Below are 17591 nucleotides of genomic sequence, written 5' to 3' on the forward strand. Positions count from 1 at the left end.
AATCAGAGAACGCGAAGCTGCTGCCAGCCCTGCCATTGGGCGCCGGGCACGAGCATGACCTGCTCGTCAATGCGCGCGGCCTCCACGCAGAGCATGTGCCTGTAGCCATCTTCGGGCATGTCGGCGAGTTTCGCACCCAGCACGGCACCGGGGTTCCAGACCACGGTTTCGCTGCAGCTGGCGCTTTGCGCAATTTCGAGCGTGCCGCCGGGCTGCACCAGGCGCAGCGGCTTCGCGGGCGCGGCGTAGACGCTGTCGAATTCGGCATCGAAATGCAACGACGGGGCCGTTTCCACATGGCGGTCGTCGCGCAGCGAATCCCAGCGGTTGGCACCCTGCAGGCCTTCGAGGCGCACCTGCGCGATGTCGCCGACGCGCAGGTAGGTGTGCAGCGCCGCGGCGAAGCTGAACGGCCCATGGCCGGTGTTGAGCAGCGTCAGCATGGTGCGCAGCCGGCCCGCGGCCATGCCGATCTGCAGCCGCGCCTCGAAAGCGTGCGGCCAGAGCTTGCGCGTGGCCTCGCTGTCGCGCAGCCGCAGGGTTAGTTCGCCCGATGTGGCGTCGAGGCCTCTGTTTTCCCAAGGCAGATTGCGCATGAATCCATGCTTGGGCAACATGCCGCGCTGGTTGAATTGGGGGCAGCAAATGGGCACGCCGCCGCGGATTGCCGCCTGACCGTCGAACACCGCGCGGGGGCTCAGGTAGAGCCTTTCCGTCCCATCGGCCGTGGTCCAGGAAAGCAGCTGCGCCCCGTGCAAAGACACGGTGAAGGTGCTGCCATCGGCGCCGGCGGCACGCAGCGCGGGCTGGCCGCGAAACTCGATCGAGCTGATATCCATTGGAGAATTGTAGGCAGCGGAGATTCCGTGGCACGGAATTGGCATTGGACACTTAAGACTTCATTGCCGCCGCACCGGCCGGTTGCGTGCAGGGGACCTTCTTGGATACCCTTCGCTGCCGCGCAAGAACAGGGCGCCGGCCGATGCGCGCCCGCTCCAGAACCACACACACCTCGAAGGGACACACATGAAGAGAAAACTGCCGGCCGCCGCCTGGATCCTGATCGCCATGGTGCTCGGGATTCTTGTCGGCTACATGATCTTCACGAGCTTTCCCGACAAGAAGGCCGCAGCGCAGATCGCAGGCTACGTGTCGATTGTGTCGGACGTGTTTCTGCGCCTCATCAAGATGCTGATCGGCCCGCTGGTGTTCTCCACGCTGGTGGTGGGCATCGCGCACATGGGCGACGCCAAGTCGGTGGGCCGCGTGTTCGGCAAGTCGCTCGGATGGTTCTTCACCGCTTCGCTGATCTCGCTGGTCATCGGCCTGGTCATGGCCAATGTGCTGAAGCCCGGCGAAAACCTGGGCCTTCCGCTGCCGGACATCGGCGCTTCGGCCAACCTCGCGACGGCGAAGTTCACGCTCAAGGACTTCGTGAGCCACATGGTGCCGAAGTCCTTTGCCGAGGCCATGGCCAACAACGAGATCCTGCAGATCGTGGTGTTCTCGATGTTCTTCGGCGTGGCGCTCGCTTCGCTCGGCGACAAGGCCCGCACGCTGGTGGCCGCCATCGACGAACTCTCTCACGCCATGCTCAAGATCACAGGCTACGTGATGAAGCTGGCGCCCCTTGCCGTCATGGCCGCCATGGCCGCCACTGTTGCGACGAACGGCCTGGGCATCCTGCTGAAGTTCGCTGTCTTCATGGGCGACTTCTACCTGGGCCTGTTCGTGCTGTGGGGCGTGCTGGTTCTGGCGGGCTTTTCGTTCCTGGGCCCGCGCGTGTTCAAGCTGCTGGCACTCATCAAGGAAGCCTTCCTGCTTTCGTTCGCCACCGCGAGTTCGGAAGCGGCCTACCCGAAGATCCTGCAGGCGCTCGACCGTTTCGGCGTGAGACGCAAGATCTCGAGCTTCGTGATGCCGATGGGCTATTCGTTCAACCTCGACGGCTCGATGATGTACTGCACCTTCGCGGTGCTCTTCATCGCGCAGGCCTACAACATCCACATGCCGATCAGCACGCAGATCACGATGCTGCTGATCCTGATGCTCACCTCCAAGGGCATGGCCGGCGTGCCGCGCGCCTCGCTGGTGGTGATTGCGGCCACGCTCAACCATTTCGACATTCCGGAAGCCGGCCTGCTGCTGATCCTGGGCGTCGACACTTTCCTGGACATGGGGCGCTCGGCCACCAACGCGGTGGGCAACTCCATCGCCACGGCCGTGGTCGCCAAGTGGGAGGGCGAGTTGCTCTCCGAGAGCGATGCGGCGGTGAATGCCAAGGCACTCGACGCCGAAGCCGCAGCCACCCTCGCTCATCCGGCCCACGCATGAGGCTCGCCATGAAGGCCAAGGCCGCGCTGTCGCTTCTTCTTGCCGGACTGCTGGCGGCCGCTTCGCTTGGCGCGGCAACCCCGGCCAGGGCGCAGCAGCAGGCCCCGGAGACCTTGACGGGCACCCTCGCCAAGGTGCGCGAGAGCGGCACCATCGCCATCGGCTACCGCGAGTCATCGGTGCCGTTTTCCTTTCTCAATGCACGCCAGGAGCCTGTCGGCTATTCGATCGAGCTCTGCCGCGAATTGGTCACGGCCATTGAAGAGGCGGTGAACAAGAGCCTCGCGATCAAGTGGGTGCCGGTGACCTCCGATTCGCGCATGGATGCGGTCGAGCGCGGCACGGTCGATCTCGAATGCGGCTCGACCACCAGCAACCTCGAGCGGCAAAAGCGCGTGAGCTTCTCGCCCACCATCTTCGTCTCTGGCACCAAGGTGCTGGTGAAGAAGGGCTCGCCGATCAGGTCGTTCCGCGACCTGGCGGGCAAGCGGGTGGCCGTCACCGCGGGCACCACCAACGAGAAGACGCTGCGCGAGCTGTCGCAGAAGTTCAGGCTCGATATCGACCTGCGGGTGGCGCGGGACCATGCCGACTCCTTCGGGCTGGTGAAAAGCGGCCAGGCCGACGCCTTTGCCACCGACGACGTGCTGCTCTATGGCCTGATCGCGCGGGAAGCCGCCAAGGCCCAGTACGAAGTGGTCGGCGACTACCTCTCCTACGATCCCTACGGCATCATGTACCGCAAGGGCGATACGCAATTGGGCAAGGTGATCAACGACACCTTCCAGGTGCTGGCGCAGGACGGCGAAATCGAGCGCCAGTACAAGCGCTGGTTCCTGCGCAAGCTGCCCACCGGGGAAAGCATCGACCTGCCGATGAGCGCGCAGCTGCAGGCGATCATCCAGACGATGGCGGTGAAGGCGGAATAACCACCCGGGCGGTCAGCGCGCCGGCCACGCCCAATGCGGGATCTCGCTCATGTCGAGATTGGCGATGCGGGTTTCGCCGAAGCGCTTCTCGAGCGCCACGGATTGCAGCTCGCCGCTGTCCTCGAGGGCGGCGATCAGCCGCGCGGCATGCGACACCACGATCACTTGCGACCCGCGCGCGGCCTGCGCGATCAGCCGGCCGAGCGCGGGCAGCAGGTCGGGATGCAGGCTGGTCTCGGGCTCGTTGAGCACCAGCAGCGCCGGCGGCCGCGGTGTCAGCAGCGCGGCAATCCAGAGCAGGTAGCGCAAGGTGCCGTCCGAAAGCTCCGCCGCCGTCAGCGGCCGCAACAGGCCGTGCTGGTGCATCAGCGTCTCGAAGCGGTCTTCGATCGCGCGCACCTCGACGCGCGCGCCCGGAAAGGCATCGTCCACGGCGCGGTCAAGCGCCTCGCCGTCGCCGATCTCGCGGATGGTCTGCAGCGCCGCGGCCAGGTCGGCGCCGTCGTTGGCGAGCACCGGCGTGCGGGTGCCGAGCTGCGGCTGGCGCGCGGGCGCATCGGCGTCGGAGCGGAAGTGGTCGTAGAAGCGCCAGGAGCGCATCTGCTCGCGCAGCGCGAGCATCTCGGGCGCGGCTTGCGGATCGGCGTACTCGGTCATCATGCTGGCGAAGGCGGGAATGGGCCGGCCGATGGCCTGCCAGCCCTTGCCCTCGCGCAGGCGCAGTGCCGCGCCCTTGCGGTCGACCAGCTGCGCCGCGGGCCGCAGCAACGCGCCGTGCCAGATGGCTTCGTGCTTGATCTCGGGGTCGCGCGAGAAGGCCGTTGCCGGAATCGGCGGCGGCAGGCCGATGTCGATGGCGTAGCCGAATTCATCGGCCTCGGTGCCGGCGAAGCCCAGCTTCAGCGCAACCGGCTCGCTGCGGGTAGTGCCCTGCACCGGCGCATCGCCGCGCAGCATGGCGGCCGAAAAGCGCTCGGGCCCGGCCCACAGGGTGGAAGAGAGGCCGCCCTCGCGCACCAGCGACCGGATCACGCCGCCGTTGGCAATGTCCGCCAGAAGCCGCATCGCGCGGTAGACGCTCGATTTGCCGCTGCCGTTGGGCCCGGTCACCAGCGTGAGCCGCCCGAGCGGCACCGTCAGCTGGCGCAACGAGCGGTAGTTGGCAATGGCAAGCGCGGAGAGCACGCCGCGCTACGGAAGGAAGCGCCTCAGGCGCCGGCGAGTTCGTCCGCGCGGGCTTGCGCGGCGGCGAAATCGAGGTCGCCCGAATAGATGGCCCGGCCGCAGATCACGCCTTCGACGCCTTCGGACTCGACCGCGCAGAGCTGGTCGATGTCGGCCATGTTCGACAGGCCGCCCGAGGCGATCACCGGGATGGTCAAGGCCTGCGCGAGCTTCACGGTGGCATCGATGTTGATGCCCGAGAGCATGCCGTCGCGGCCGATGTCGGTATAGATGATCGACTCGACGCCGTAGTCCTCGAACTTCTTGCCCAGGTCGGCCACCTCGTGGCCCGTGAGCTTGCTCCAGCCGTCGGTGGCCACCTTGCCGTCCTTGGCGTCGAGCCCCACGATGATGTGGCCGCCGAAGGCCACGCAGGCGTCCTTCAGGAAGCCGGGGTTCTTGACCGCGGCGGTGCCGATGATCACGTAGCGCAGGCCGTCGTCGATGTAGCGCTCGATGGTGTCCAGGTCGCGGATGCCGCCGCCCAGCTGCACCGGAATGTCGTCGCCCACCTCGCGCAGGATCGCCTTGATGGCCGCGTGGTTCTGCGGCTTGCCGGCAAAGGCGCCATTCAGGTCGACCAGGTGCAGCCGCCGCGCGCCGGCTTCGACCCACTTGCGGGCCATGGCGGCGGGGTCTTCGCTGAAGATGGTGGACTGGTCCATGTCGCCCTGCTTGAGGCGAACGCAGTGGCCGTCTTTGAGATCAATGGCGGGAATGAGGAGCATGGAAGTGACGCGAGTGTGCGGAATCCGGGCTGAGGAAGGTTCGGCCCGGGCGGGAATATAAGGTCAGGGATTCCAGTGGAGGAAATTTCGGTAGAGCTGCAACCCGTGGTCCGCACTCTTCTCCGGGTGGAACTGGGTGGCAAAAATGTTATCGCGTGCGACGGCAGCGGTAAAGCATGCGCCGTAATCGGCCTCGCCCACGCTGTGCCGGATGTCGGCCGGCCGCGCATAGAAGCTGTGCACGAAATAGAAGTAGCTCATGTCCGGAACGCCCGCCCACACGGGGTGCGGCCGGGCCTGGCGCACCTGGTTCCAGCCCATCTGCGGCACCTTGAAGCGGCTGCCGTCGGGCTGCAGCCGGCCGGCCAGGTCGAACTTGACGACCTCGCCCGGAATCAGGCCAAGCCCGTCGGTCGGGCCCTCGTCGCTGCGCGACAGCAGCATCTGCATGCCCACGCACACGCCGAAGAGCGGCTTGCTCGCGGCCGCTTCGAGCACCGACTCCTGCAGGCCGGAGTCGTGCAGTTCGCGCATGCAGTCGGGCATGGCGCCCTGCCCCGGCAGCACCACGCGCGTGGCCTTGCGCACCACCTCGGGGTCGGAGGTGACGAAGACCTGCACGCCCACCTGGTCGGCCGCATGCTGCACGGCCTGCGAGACGGAGCGCAGGTTGCCCATGCCGTAGTCGACCACGGCGACGGTATTTGCTACAGATTTCATAGCTTGGCGACGGGGATGTTCAGAGCGAACCCTTGGTCGATGGAATGACGCCGACGGAGCGCGGATCGAGTTCGAGCGCACCGCGCATCGCGCGCGCAAAGGCCTTGAACACGGTCTCGCACTGGTGGTGCGCATTGACGCCCTTGAGGTTGTCGATGTGCAGCGTGACGAAGGCGTGGTTGACGAAGCCCTGGAAGAACTCGTAGGTGAGCTGGCTGTCGAAGGTGCCGATCATGCCGCTCGTGAACGGCACGTGCATCGCCAGGCCGGGGCGGCCCGAGAAGTCGATGACCACGCGGCTCAGCGCCTCGTCGAGCGGCACATAGGCGTGGCCGTAGCGGCGGATGCCCTTCTTGTCGCCCACGGCCTTGGCCACCGCCTGGCCCAGCGTGATGCCCACGTCTTCCACCGTGTGATGGCCGTCGATGTGCAGGTCGCCCTGGCAGTCGATCTCGAGGTCGATCAGGCCATGGCGGGCGATCTGGTCGAGCATGTGGTCGAAGAAGCCGATGCCCGTGGAGAGCCTGGCCTTGCCGGTGCCGTCCAGGTTGACGCTGACGGTGATCTTCGTCTCGGCGGTGTTGCGGGTGACCGATGCGGTGCGATCGGCGGTCTGGGGGGTGGTCATAGTGAGGCTTCGAGTGCCGCGAGCATCCGCGCATTCTCGTCGGCCGTTCCGACGGTGAGGCGCAGGCAGTTTGCGAGCAGTTCGTGCATTTTAGAAACGTTCTTCACAAGAATCCCGCGCGCCTTCATGCCCTCGAAGGCCTTGGCGGCATCGGGCACGCGCACGAGGATCATGTTGGCGTCGCTCGGCCAGGCCTTCACGCCCGCAAGCCGGCCCAGCCCCATCATGAGGCGGTGGCGCTCGTCGCGGATCTGCCGCGCCTGGGCCTCGAACACCTCGGCGTGCTCGAGCGCGAACAGTGCGCATTCGCAATTGAGCACGCTGATGTTGTAGGGCGGGCGCACCTTGTCGATCTGGGCGACCAGCGCGGCCGGGCCCATGAGGTAGCCGAGGCGGATGCCGGCCAGGCCGAACTTGCTGAGCGTGCGCATCAGCAGCACGTGGCCATGCCGCGCGAGGCGGTCGATGTAGCTCCGGGCCGCAAAGGGCTGGTAGGCCTCGTCGATCACCACCAGGCCGCCCTGCTCGCCCTGGGCCTGCACGATCTTCTCGATGGCAGCATCGTCCCAGAGGTTGGCGGTGGGATTGTTCGGATACGCCAGGTACACGATGGCCGGCTTCTCGCGCGCAATGGCCGACAGCATGGCCGCCTCGTCGAGCTCGAAATCGGCCGTGAGCGGCACGCCGACGAAGCGCAGGCCCTGCAGCTTCGCGCTCATGGCGTACATCACGAAGCCCGGAACGGGCGCGAGCACCGCGGCGCCAGGCACGTCGCAGGCGATGGCGAGCAGCGAGATCAGTTCGTCGGAGCCATTGCCCAGCATCAGCGAAAAGCCCTCGGGCATCTGTGCGTGCGCGGCCAGTGCGCGCTGCAGGTCGGCCCCGCGCTCGCCCGGATAGCGGTTGAGCGCCAGCGCGCCGAGCCGCGCGCCAAGCTCGGCCTGCAGCGCGGACGGCAGGCCGAACGGGTTTTCCATGGCGTCGAGCTTGACGAAGCCACGTGCGTCCTGCACTGCATAGGCGTGCATGGACTGCACGTCGGAGCGGATGCGGTCGATCGGGCGGGCGGCGGGGGAAGAAGATGTCATCGGGTGCAGCGGTAGCTGTTTCGGAGGGCGCCGGCCATGACCAGTTGGACCGGCATGTCGGCTTCGTAGCTGTCGGCGTTGCGGGTCAGCTCGGTTTGATAGAGGGAGCGTGCCATCGAAGGCTCCAGGCGCCGGCCCTCGATGCAGAAGATCGGCTTCTGGCCGTTGCGCTGCGAGGCTTCCACCCCTTCGCGCAGGCCTTCGAGCACGCCGACGAGGTAGTAGCTCGCGTAGGCCTTGCCGTCCTTCTCGCTCGCTTCGAGCGTGCGCAGTTCGCGGATGCTCATGGCGTGCGCCGAGCCCGCCGCCGCGAGCGCCAGCAGCCATGCCGCCGCGCGCGAACGATGAAAGGAACGGCGTCGCGCCATCTTGCTTTGCTCCTGCCGGCGGCGGGCGGGCTTCAGATCCTGCGCAGCCGCATGCGCGCCGCCTCGGCGTGCGCCTGCAGGCCTTCGCCTTCGGCCAGCGTGACGGCGATAGGGCCGAGCACCTGCGCGCCGGCTTCGCTCACTTCGATGAGGCTCGAGCGCTTCTGGAAGTCGTACACGCCCAGCGGGCTCGAGAAGCGCGCCGTGCCGCTCGTGGGCAGCACGTGGTTGGGGCCCGCGCAGTAGTCGCCCAGGCTCTCGCTGGTGAAGGCGCCGAGGAAGATCGCGCCGGCGTGGCGCAGCAGCGGCTCCCAGCGCTGCGGCTCGCGGCTGCTCACCTCCAGGTGCTCCGGGGCGATGCGGTTGCTGATCTCGCAGGCCTCTTCCATGCTCCTGGTGTGGATGAGCGCGCCGCGGCCGTTGAGCGAAGCGGCGATGATCTCGGCGCGCGGCATGCCGGGCAGCAGGCGGTCGATTTCGGCCTGCACGCGGTCGATGTACGCGGCATCGGGGCACAGCAGGATGCTCTGCGCGAGCTCGTCGTGCTCGGCTTGGCTGAACAGGTCCATCGCCACCCAGTCGGGCGGCGTGCTGCCGTCGGCCAGCACGAGGATTTCACTCGGGCCCGCGATCATGTCGATGCCCACGGTGCCGAACACGCGGCGCTTGGCGGCGGCCACGTAGGCATTGCCGGGGCCGGTGATCTTGTCGACCGCGGGAATGGTGGCGGTGCCGTAGGCCAAGGCGGCCACGGCCTGCGCGCCGCCGATGGTGAAGCCGCGCGTCACGCCGGCCACGTAGGCGGCAGCGAGCACGAGCTGGTTCTTCTCCCCCTTTGGAGTCGGCACGACCATGATGATCTCGCCCACGCCCGCCACGTGCGCCGGAATGGCATTCATCAGCACGCTCGACGGATAGGCGGCCTTGCCGCCCGGCACGTAGATGCCCACCCGGTCGAGCGGCGTGACTTTCTGGCCCAGCAGCGTGCCGTCGGCGTCGCGGTAGCTCCAGCTCTCACCGCTGGCCTTCTTCTGGGCCTCGTGATAGCTGCGCACCCTGCGCGCGGCGGCTTCGAGCGCATCGCGCTGCGCCGCGGGCAGCGCCTCGAATGCGGCCTTCAATTCGGCTTGCGTCAGTTCCAGTTCGGGCAGCGTCTTCGCGTCCAGCTTGTCGAAACGGTTCGTGTATGCGAGCACCGCCTCATCGCCGCGCTTCTGCACGTCGGCCAGGATGTCGGCCACCACCTTCTCGATGGCCGCGTCGGCATCCGCGGACCAATGCAGCCGCGCCTTGAATTCAGCGTCGAAGCCGGCTGAAGCCGTGGACAGGCGAAGGGGGGCTGCTTTCGAGGTCATTGGGGCGGAAGGGTTCAGGCGGAAGGAATGGCCGACGCGAAGGCGTCGATGATGCGGCGGATCGGCTCGCGCTTGAGCTTGAGCGCGGCCTGGTTGACCACGAGGCGCGCGCTGATGTCCATGATGCGCTCGACCTCGACCAGGTGGTTGGCCTTGAGCGTGCTGCCGGTCGAGACCAGGTCGACGATGGCGTCGGCCAGGCCGGTGAGCGGTGCGAGCTCCATGCTGCCGTAGAGCTTGATCAGGTCGACGTGCACGCCCTTGGTGGCGAAGAAGTCGCGCGCCAGGCCCACGTACTTGGTGGCGACCCGAAGGCGCGAGCCCTGCTTCACGGCCGAGGCGTAGTCGTAGTCGGCCCGCACTGCCACGCTGAGGCGGCAGGCCGCGATGCGCAGGTCCAGCGGCTGGTACATGCCCTGGTTGCCGTTTTCGAGCAGCACGTCCAGACCGGTCACGCCGAGGTCGGCGCCGCCATACTGCACGTAGGTGGGCACGTCGGAGGCGCGCACCAGCACCACGCGCACATCGGGCCGGGTGGTGGCCAGGATCAGCTTGCGCGATTTTTCGGGGTCTTCGGTGACCTCGATGCCGGCCGCGGCCAACAGCGGCATCGTCTCTTCGAAGATGCGGCCTTTCGAGAGCGCCAGGGTGATCATGCGGCGGCTCCCGAAATGCGTTCGATGTCGGCGCCCAGGCCGCGCAGCTTGGCTTCCATGCGGTCGTAGCCGCGGTCCAGGTGGTAGATGCGGTCGACCAGCGTCTCGCCCTCGGCCACCAGGCCGGCGATCACCAGGCTGGCCGAGGCGCGCAGGTCGGTCGCCATCACGGTGGCGCCCGAGAGCTGCTGCACGCCCTCGACCATCGCCACCTTGCCCTCGACGTGGATCGTCGCGCCCAGGCGCACCATCTCGTTCACGTGCATGAAGCGGTTCTCGAAGATGGTCTCGGTGACCATCGAGGCGCCGCGCGCGATCACGTTCAGGGCCATGAACTGGGCCTGCATGTCGGTCGGGAAGCCCGGGTATTCGGTGGTGCTGAAGCTCTGCGCCTTGAGGTGCTCGCAGGCCGGCGCGCTGGAGCTGATGCGCACGCCGCCTTCTTGCGCCGCGACGGTGCAGCCGGCGTCGCGCAGCTTGTCGATCACCGCGTCCATGTGGTCGGCCCGTGCATGGCGCAGGAACACGTCGCCGCCCGTGGCCGCAACGGCGCACAGGAAGGTGCCGGCCTCGATGCGGTCGGCCACCACGGCGTGCTCGCAGCCGTGCAGCCTCTCCACGCCCTGGATGCGGATGTGGCTGGTGCCGTGGCCCTCGATCTTCGCGCCCATGCGGATCAGCATTTCGGCCAGGTCGACGATCTCGGGCTCCTGCGCGGCGTTTTCGAGCAGCGTTTCGCCCTCGGCGAGCGCCGCCGCCATGAGGAAGTTCTCGGTGCCGGTGACGGTGACCATGTCGGTCAGGATGCGCGCGCCCTTCAGGCGGGTGCGCCCGGCCGGCAGGCTGGCGATCATGTAGCCGTGCTCGACCACGATCTCGGCGCCCATCGCCTGCAGGCCCTTGATGTGCTGGTCGACCGGCCGCGACCCGATGGCGCAGCCGCCGGGCAGCGACACCTTGGCATGGCCGAAGCGCGCGAGCAGCGGACCCAGCGCCAGCACGGAGGCGCGCATGGTCTTCACCAGTTCGTAGGGCGCCTCGGGGTTGCTGAGGTCGCCCGCATCGAGCCGTACCGTGCCGTTGTCGTCGCGCTCGGCCGAAACGCCCATGTTGCGCACCAGCTTGAGCATGGTCGACACGTCCTGCAGGCGCGGCACGTTGTGCAGCGTCACGGGCTGGTCGGTCAGGAGCGCGGCGCACAGTTCCGGCAAGGCTGCGTTCTTGGCGCCGGAAATGAGTACCTCGCCGCGGAGCTGGCGCCCGCCGCGAATCAGAAGTTTGTCCATCGAATTTCCAGCGAATCAGGGCCCGGGGGCCGGAGAGTTATTTTTCCAACGCCGCCCATTCGGCCGGCGTGTAGGTCTTCATCGAGAGCGCATGCACCTCGTCGGTATGCATTTTCGCACCCAGGGTCGCGTAGACCCGCTGATGGCGCTGAATCGCGCGCTTGCCCTCGAATTCGGCCGAGACGATGGTGGCGTACCAATGCCGGCCGTCGCCTTCGAGCGTGATGTGCTCGCAGGGAAGGTGGGACTGGATCAGGGCCTGGAGTTGTTCGGCGGTCATGGGGATCTGGAAAAAGCGGTCAACCGCGGATTTTGTAGCCGATGCGCAGCAGGTGGACGGCAATGGCGCTCACCACCAGCCAGGCCGCGCCGACGATGCCCAGGCTGAGCCAGGGCGAGGCGTCGCTCACGCCGAAGAAGCCGTAGCGGAAGCCGTCGATCATGTAGAAGAACGGGTTCAGGTGGCTCACGCCCTGCCAGAACGGCGGCAGCGAGCCGATCGAATAGAACACGCCCGAGAGAAAGGTCATGGGCATGATCAGGAAGTTCTGGAACACCGCCATCTGGTCGAACTTCTCGGCCCAGAGCCCGGCGATGAGCCCCAGCGTACCGAGCATGGCGGAGCCCAGCAGCGCGAAAACGAGAATCCAGACGGGCGCAACGAAGCTCGGCATCGCGAAGAACATCGTGACCACGAACACGCCGAGCCCCACGGCCAATCCGCGGATTACCGACGAACCCACGTAGGCAAAGAACCAGCCCCAGTGCGACAGCGGCGTGAGCAGCACGAACACCAGGTTGCCCATGATCTTGCTCTGGATGATCGAGGACGAGCTGTTGGCGAAGGCGTTCTGGAGCACGCTCATCATCACGAGGCCCGGCACCAGGAAGGCGGTGTAGCCGACCGAGCCGTAGACCTTCACATGGTCTTCGAGCACATGGCCGAACACCATCAGGTAGAGCAGCGCGGTGAGCACCGGCGCGCCGACGGTCTGGAAGCCGACCTTCCAGAAGCGCAGCGTTTCCTTGTAGAGCAGCGCGCGCCAACCCGTCACCGCCATCATCTTGCAACCTCCAACGGCGTCTGCTCGCCCGCCATCAGGTCGATGAACACGTCTTCCAGGTCGGCCTTGCGCATTTCCACGTCTTCCACTGCGACGCCGGCTTCGCGGATCGCAGCCAGCAGTTGTTCGACTTCATGGGCGTTCTGCGCCGGCAGCTGCACGATGCGCCCGGTGATGCGCGCGTGCTGCGCGATGGCCCAGGGCAGCATGGCGTCGGTCTTGAAGCGCAGCACGTTGCTGGCGGCCGACTTCAAGAGCTCGCTGGTGCGGTCCAGGGCGATCACCTTGCCGAGCTTGAGCATCGCGATGCGGCTGCACAGCGCCTCGGCCTCTTCGAGGTAGTGGGTGGTCAGCAGCACGGTGCTGCCCTCTTTGTTGAGCCTGGCGACGAACTGCCAGAGCGTCTGGCGCAATTCGACGTCGACCCCGGCGGTAGGCTCGTCCAGCACGATCACGGGCGGCTTGTGCACCAGCGCCTGCGCCACCAGCACCCGGCGCTTCATGCCGCCCGAGAGCTGGCGCATGTTGGCCGTGGCCTTGTCGGCCAGGCCCAGGCTTTGCAGCAGCTCGTCGATCCAGGGCTCGTTGTTCTTGATGCCGAAGTAGCCCGACTGGATGCGCAGCGATTCGCGCACGTTGAAGAAGGGGTCGAACACCAGCTCCTGCGGCACGATGCCGAGCTGGCGCCGGGCCTCGGCATAGTCGCGCTGCACGTCGAAGCCATGGACGCTGATGGCGCCGGCCGTGGGACGGGACAGGCCGGCCAGCATGCTGATGAGCGTGGTCTTGCCCGCGCCATTGGGCCCGAGCAGGCCGAAGAACTCGCCCGGCTCGATCTGGAAGCTGACCTCGTCGACGGCGCGCAGCCCCTGCTTGCCTTGGGCCCGCTGCTGTCTGGAGGGAGGGTAGGTCTTGGAGACCGATTGGAATGAGATCGCGGGCATGGGAGCCGGCGATTTTACGGGCCCGCCCCGCAGGCCGCTTGGCGGCGGCCGGATGCCCTGACGCGGCCGCTGCCGGGCCGCCTGCGGTCAGGGCGCCGCCGGTAGAAGCCCCGCGATGCCGTAGAGCGCAGCCAGTTCGCGCAGCCGCGGCGAAAGCCCCTTGACCGCGAAGCCCCGGCCGAGCGCGCTCGACTCGCGGCGGCACTCCAGCAGCACCGCCAAGGCCGAGGAATCGAACTGCGCGAGCGCGCTGGCGTCCACCACCGTGGATGTGTCGGTCTGCCCCGTCAGCCCCTGCTGCAGCATGCGCATGCAGGCCGGGGCTTCATCGTGGGTGAGTTTGGAGGGCAGGACCAGCATGGCCTCAGCTCTTGCCGTTGTTGCCCTTGTTGCGCGCCGCCAGCGCTGCAATCAGGCCGTCGATGCCGCGGGCGTTGATTTCCTGCGAGAACTGGGTGCGGTAGGTGTCGACCAGCCAGACGCCCAGCACATTGAGGTTGTAGACCTTCCAGCCGCCACCCTGGCCGGGCGTTTTCTCGAGCCGGTAGTCGAGCTGCACCGGATCGCCGCGGCCCTTGACCTCGGTGCGAACCAGCACCTCGGTATCTTCAGGCGACCCGCGGAACGGGCGCACCGTGACCGTCTGGTCGCTCACCTGGTCGAGCGCGCCGGCATAGGTGCGCACCAGCAGGGTCTTGAATTCTTCCTGCAGCTTCTTCTGCTGCTCGGGCGTGGCCTGGCGCCATGCCGGGCCGACGGCGGAGGCCGTCATGCGCTGGAAGTTGACGTTGGGCATGATCTTGCTGTCGACCAGCACCATGATCTTGTTGATGTCGCCCGCCTTGATGGAGGTGTCGGCCTTGATGGTTTCGAGCACGTCGGTCGACAAACGCTTCACCAGCGCGTCAGGCGCTTCGTCGGCGGCCTGCGCCGGACGCACAAAAGCCGTCGCGGCACCGAAGAGCAAGGCGCTGGCCAGCACCAGGCGGCCGAAGCCGCGCCGTTTCAAGATCTTGTTGTTCATGACAATCCCTTCGAGTTTGAAAATCTGCAGGCGGGCGAAGGCCGCGCCTCCTGCAAAGAACGTATTCGACAGGTTCCCGGCCGACCGGGTTCCTGAAGCGCAGGTGAAGCCTTGAAACCGGATGCAAGCGGGAAAACCACTTGTCCGGCTGCGAAAAGCCCCTCTTCCGCGCCTTTTTGTATTTTATTTTCCGCCTTCGTCGTCAGGCGGATTGCCGTCGTAGACGTCGTTGCGGCGATGCTGCAGGAAGGCGTCGCGCGTGAAGGTGTACTTGTCGAGCGCCGCATCGTCGAGCAAACGGCCGGCGCGCAGGTACTTCGCCCGGGTATCGACAGCCTCTAGGAAAGACAGCGAATTGCGCCAGGCCACGTCGTTCATGTTGCCGAGCACGCTGCCGGCGCGGTCCACCGGCAATGCGGCCGTATCGCGCAGGGTCGACGGGCCGAACACCGGCAGCACCACGTACGGTCCGGCGCCCACGCCCCAGCGGCCCAGCGTCTGTCCGAAATCCTCGTCGTGGCGGTCGATGCCCGCCTCGGTGGCAATGTCGAGAAGGCCGCCAAGACCGAACAGGGTGTTGACGTTGACCCGCATGAAGGTCTCGGCACTGTTCTGCAGCTTGAGCTGGGCCACGCTGTTGACGAAGCTCCAGACGTCGCCCAGGTTGCCGAAGAAATTGCCCACGCCGGTGCGCACCATGGAAGGCAGCACGCGCTGGTAGGCGGTGGCCACGGGCACGAGCACGGCCTCGTCGACCGTGTCGTTGAAGCGGGTGATGCCTCGGTTCATGGGCTCGAAAGGGTCGGCCGGATTGGCCCCGGGGCCGGTTGCGCATCCCGCGATGAGCGAAAAAGCGGCGGCTGCACCCGCCCAGCGGGCGTATTTCGCTATTTTATTGATAGCAAAGGACGAAAAAAAGCTTGTTTTCATTTCTTGTTGGCTGTTCCCGGCGTCGAAGTGTTTCCTTCGGCCGCCTTGCTGTAGAGGAACTGGCTGATCAGGTTTTCCAGCACCACGGCCGACTGGGTCGAGGTGACGGTGTCGCCGGCTTGCAGGTTCTTCTCCTCGGCGCCCGCCTCGATTCCGATGTACTGCTCGCCGAGCAGGCCACTGGTCAGGATCTTGAGCGAGCTGTCCTTGGGAAAACTGTAACGGTTTTGCAATGCCAGTGTGACGCTGGCCTGAAAAGACTTGTCGTCGAACGAGATGGATTCCACGCGGCCGACCACCACGCCGGCGCTCTTGACCGCCGTTTGCGGCTTGAGGCCGCCGATGTTGTCGAAACGCGCGGTGACGTTGTAGGTCTTCTGGAAATTCAGGCTCAGCAGGTTGGCCGACTGCAGCGCGAGGAACAGCAGCGCCGCGCCGCCGATCAGCACGAACAGGCCGACCCAGATGTCGTTGTTGGAACGTTGCATGGTTTGCACTCTCTAGAACGATTGGAGCCGGAGCTCCTTCAAATACTGAACATCATGGCCGTGAGCAGGAAGTCGAGCCCGAGCACCGAGAGCGACGCCATCACCACCGTGCGCGTCGTCGCGCGCGACACGCCTTCGGGCGTTGGCTGGGCCTCGTAGCCCTGCAGCAGCGCGATGAAGGTCACGGTGAAACCGAACACGATGCTCTTGATCACGCCGTTGCCCACGTCGCGCCAGACGTCGACGCCGCCCTGCATCTGGCCCCAGAACGCGCCCGGGTCGACACCCAGCATCAGCACGCCCACCACGTAGCCGCCCATGATGCCGACCGCGCTGAACACGGCCGCCAGCAGCGGCATCGTGATCACGCCGGCCCAGAAACGCGGCGCAAGAATGCGCTGCACCGGGTCGACCGCCATCATCTCCATGGCGCTGAGCTGCTCGCCGGCCTTCATGAGGCCGATCTCCGCGGTGAGCGAAGTACCGGCACGCCCCGTGAACAGCAGGGCCGCCACCACCGGCCCGAGCTCGCGCACCAGGCTCAGTGCCACCAAAAGTCCGAGCGCCTCGGACGAGCCGTAGCGCTGCAGCGCGTAGTACATCTGCAGGCCCAGCACGAAGCCGACGAAGAGCCCCGACACCGCAATGATGGCCAGCGAGTAGTTGCCCAGGAAATGGATCTGGTCGCGCACCAGGCCGAAGCGCTGCAAGCTTCGTGCCCCCCGCACCAGCAGGCGCAGGAACAGCTTGGCGCCGTAGCCCAGGTCGGCCAGCTTGCTGCGCACGGCAAAGCCGATGTCGGCGGGGTTCCACCAGCTCATGGCTGCCCCCACGCTCGGCACTTCGTGTCCTCGCTGCCCCCCGAGGGGGCCTTCGCTTGCTCGGGGCGGCCCATCGCTGCGCTCATGCCTGCCCTCCTCCATTGCCGAAATCTTCCTCGATGCCGACGACGGGGTAGTGAAAGTGCACCGGCCCGTCGGGCAGTGCATTGACGAACTGATGCACCAATGGATCGGCGCTCTCGCGCACCGCTGCAGGCGTGCCCTGGGCAGCGATGCCGCCGTTGGCCAGGATGATCACGTGGTCGGCGATGCGGAAGGTTTCCTCGAGATCGTGCGACACGACGATGCTGGTCAGCCCCAGCGTGTCGTTGAGCTGGCGGATCAGCCGCGCGGCCGTGCCGAGGGAAATCGGGTCGAGGCCGGCAAAGGGTTCGTCGTACATCACGAGGTCGGGATCGAGCGCAATGGCGCGCGCGAGGGCCACGCGCCGCGCCATGCCGCCGGACACCTCGCTGGGCATCAGGTCGCGCGCGCCGCGCAAGCCCACCGCGTCGAGCTTCATGAGCACGATGTCGCGCACCAGCGCTTCCGAGAGCTGCGTGTGCTCGCGCAGCGGAAACGCGACGTTGTCGAACACGCTCATGTCGGTGAACAGGGCACCGAACTGGAACAGCATGCCCATGCGGCGCCGCGCCTTGTACAGCCCGGCGGCATCGAACCTGCCGACGTCCTGGCCGTCGAAAAGCACCTCGCCGCGCTGCGCCCGCTGCTGGCCGCCGATGAGCCGCAGCACGGTGGTCTTGCCGCCGCCCGAGGCGCCCATCAGCGCCGTCACCTTGCCGCGCGGCACGGCAAACGACACACCGCCGAGGATCGCCCGTGCGCCGTAGCCGAACGAAACGTCGCGGAATTCGACAAAGGGGTGTGGCGGTGGTGCGGCTGATTCCATCTCAATAAAAAAGCCGGGCACCTTCTCAGGCATCCCGGCATGCGGTTTCCGCGAATGATAGCGGGGCCGTGGCCGGCCCCGCAAAACTGAAACA

The 17591-nt window shown here is 66.7% G+C and carries 21 protein-coding genes; 2 read left to right on the top strand and 19 right to left on the bottom strand.

Annotation, left to right across the window (positions count from 1 at the left end; all coding sequences use genetic code 11):
* Positions 1-2: 2 nt before the first annotated feature.
* Complete coding sequence (locus IB278_RS06855) at positions 3-839, bottom strand: D-hexose-6-phosphate mutarotase (protein ID WP_192323036.1); 837 nt, start codon at positions 837-839, stop codon at positions 3-5.
* A 187-nt stretch (positions 840-1026) separates the two neighbouring features.
* Between IB278_RS06855 and IB278_RS06860 the strand changes: the two genes are divergently transcribed.
* Positions 1027-2334: a dicarboxylate/amino acid:cation symporter gene (locus IB278_RS06860; protein ID WP_145741068.1), complete on the top strand. Its 1308-nt coding sequence runs from the start codon at positions 1027-1029 to the stop codon at positions 2332-2334.
* An 8-nt stretch (positions 2335-2342) separates the two neighbouring features.
* Positions 2343-3263, top strand: a complete 921-nt coding sequence (locus tag IB278_RS06865; RefSeq protein WP_145741066.1) for an amino acid ABC transporter substrate-binding protein — start codon at positions 2343-2345, stop codon at positions 3261-3263.
* 12 nt (positions 3264-3275) lie between these two features.
* Here IB278_RS06865 and IB278_RS06870 read toward each other — a convergent pair whose 3' ends face one another.
* The 18 genes from IB278_RS06870 to IB278_RS06955 all read right to left on the bottom strand — a co-directional run bounded on the left by IB278_RS06870 (position 3276) and on the right by IB278_RS06955 (position 17530).
* Complete coding sequence (locus IB278_RS06870; RefSeq protein ID WP_192323037.1) at positions 3276-4448, bottom strand: AAA family ATPase; 1173 nt, start codon at positions 4446-4448, stop codon at positions 3276-3278.
* Positions 4449-4471: 23 nt separating this feature from the next.
* Positions 4472-5215, bottom strand: a complete 744-nt coding sequence (hisA, locus tag IB278_RS06875) for a 1-(5-phosphoribosyl)-5-[(5-phosphoribosylamino)methylideneamino]imidazole-4-carboxamide isomerase (protein ID WP_012746319.1) — start codon at positions 5213-5215, stop codon at positions 4472-4474.
* A gap of 63 nt (positions 5216-5278) precedes the next feature.
* Complete coding sequence (gene hisH, locus IB278_RS06880) at positions 5279-5935, bottom strand: imidazole glycerol phosphate synthase subunit HisH (protein ID WP_192323038.1); 657 nt, start codon at positions 5933-5935, stop codon at positions 5279-5281.
* Positions 5936-5954: 19 nt separating this feature from the next.
* A complete protein-coding gene (gene hisB, locus IB278_RS06885) occupies positions 5955-6563 on the bottom strand; it encodes an imidazoleglycerol-phosphate dehydratase HisB (protein ID WP_145741043.1) in 609 nt (202 codons plus the stop codon).
* Positions 6560-7651 carry a histidinol-phosphate transaminase gene (hisC, locus tag IB278_RS06890; RefSeq protein WP_192323039.1) on the bottom strand — a complete coding sequence of 364 codons (1092 nt, stop codon included), beginning with the start codon at positions 7649-7651 and terminating at the stop codon, positions 6560-6562. The genes hisB and hisC overlap by 4 nt, the downstream gene beginning before the upstream one ends.
* Positions 7648-8019, bottom strand: a complete 372-nt coding sequence (locus IB278_RS06895) for a hypothetical protein (protein WP_145741040.1) — start codon at positions 8017-8019, stop codon at positions 7648-7650. The genes hisC and IB278_RS06895 overlap by 4 nt, the downstream gene beginning before the upstream one ends.
* Before the next feature lie 32 nt (positions 8020-8051).
* Positions 8052-9374, bottom strand: a complete 1323-nt coding sequence (gene hisD, locus IB278_RS06900) for a histidinol dehydrogenase (RefSeq protein ID WP_192323040.1) — start codon at positions 9372-9374, stop codon at positions 8052-8054.
* A 14-nt stretch (positions 9375-9388) separates the two neighbouring features.
* Positions 9389-10030: an ATP phosphoribosyltransferase gene (gene hisG / locus IB278_RS06905; protein WP_021005882.1), complete on the bottom strand. Its 642-nt coding sequence runs from the start codon at positions 10028-10030 to the stop codon at positions 9389-9391.
* Positions 10027-11316, bottom strand: coding sequence for a UDP-N-acetylglucosamine 1-carboxyvinyltransferase (murA, locus tag IB278_RS06910; RefSeq protein WP_145741036.1), 1290 nt, complete (start codon positions 11314-11316; stop codon positions 10027-10029). Before murA ends, hisG begins: the two co-directional genes overlap by 4 nt.
* A 37-nt stretch (positions 11317-11353) precedes the next feature.
* The gene (locus IB278_RS06915; protein ID WP_012746311.1) at positions 11354-11596 is read right to left on the bottom strand and encodes a BolA family protein; all 243 of its coding nucleotides are present in this window, start codon (positions 11594-11596) and stop codon (positions 11354-11356) included.
* A 19-nt stretch (positions 11597-11615) separates the two neighbouring features.
* A complete protein-coding gene (locus IB278_RS06920) occupies positions 11616-12371 on the bottom strand; it encodes an ABC transporter permease (protein WP_145741997.1) in 756 nt (251 codons plus the stop codon).
* A gap of 5 nt (positions 12372-12376) precedes the next feature.
* Complete coding sequence (locus IB278_RS06925) at positions 12377-13324, bottom strand: ABC transporter ATP-binding protein (protein WP_124957422.1); 948 nt, start codon at positions 13322-13324, stop codon at positions 12377-12379.
* Between the two features lie 87 nt (positions 13325-13411).
* A complete protein-coding gene (locus IB278_RS06930; RefSeq protein ID WP_124957423.1) occupies positions 13412-13684 on the bottom strand; it encodes a lipid asymmetry maintenance protein MlaB in 273 nt (90 codons plus the stop codon).
* Positions 13685-13688: 4 nt separating this feature from the next.
* On the bottom strand, positions 13689-14348 hold the full coding sequence (locus IB278_RS06935) for a phospholipid-binding protein MlaC (protein ID WP_145741035.1): 660 nt from the start codon (positions 14346-14348) through the stop codon (positions 13689-13691).
* Between the two features lie 183 nt (positions 14349-14531).
* Positions 14532-15278: a VacJ family lipoprotein gene (locus IB278_RS06940; RefSeq protein WP_192323041.1), complete on the bottom strand. Its 747-nt coding sequence runs from the start codon at positions 15276-15278 to the stop codon at positions 14532-14534.
* Positions 15275-15766, bottom strand: coding sequence for an outer membrane lipid asymmetry maintenance protein MlaD (gene mlaD, locus IB278_RS06945; protein ID WP_012746305.1), 492 nt, complete (start codon positions 15764-15766; stop codon positions 15275-15277). Before mlaD ends, IB278_RS06940 begins: the two co-directional genes overlap by 4 nt.
* A 38-nt stretch (positions 15767-15804) precedes the next feature.
* A complete protein-coding gene (mlaE, locus tag IB278_RS06950; RefSeq protein ID WP_145741031.1) occupies positions 15805-16587 on the bottom strand; it encodes a lipid asymmetry maintenance ABC transporter permease subunit MlaE in 783 nt (260 codons plus the stop codon).
* 82 nt (positions 16588-16669) lie between these two features.
* Positions 16670-17530 (bottom strand): ABC transporter ATP-binding protein, encoded by an 861-nt coding sequence (locus tag IB278_RS06955; RefSeq protein WP_192323042.1) that lies wholly within the window; start codon positions 17528-17530, stop codon positions 16670-16672.
* Positions 17531-17591 lie beyond the last annotated feature (61 nt).

This window comes from Variovorax sp. VRV01 (genome assembly GCF_014852545.1).
Classification (GTDB): domain Bacteria; phylum Pseudomonadota; class Gammaproteobacteria; order Burkholderiales; family Burkholderiaceae_C; genus Variovorax; species Variovorax beijingensis_A.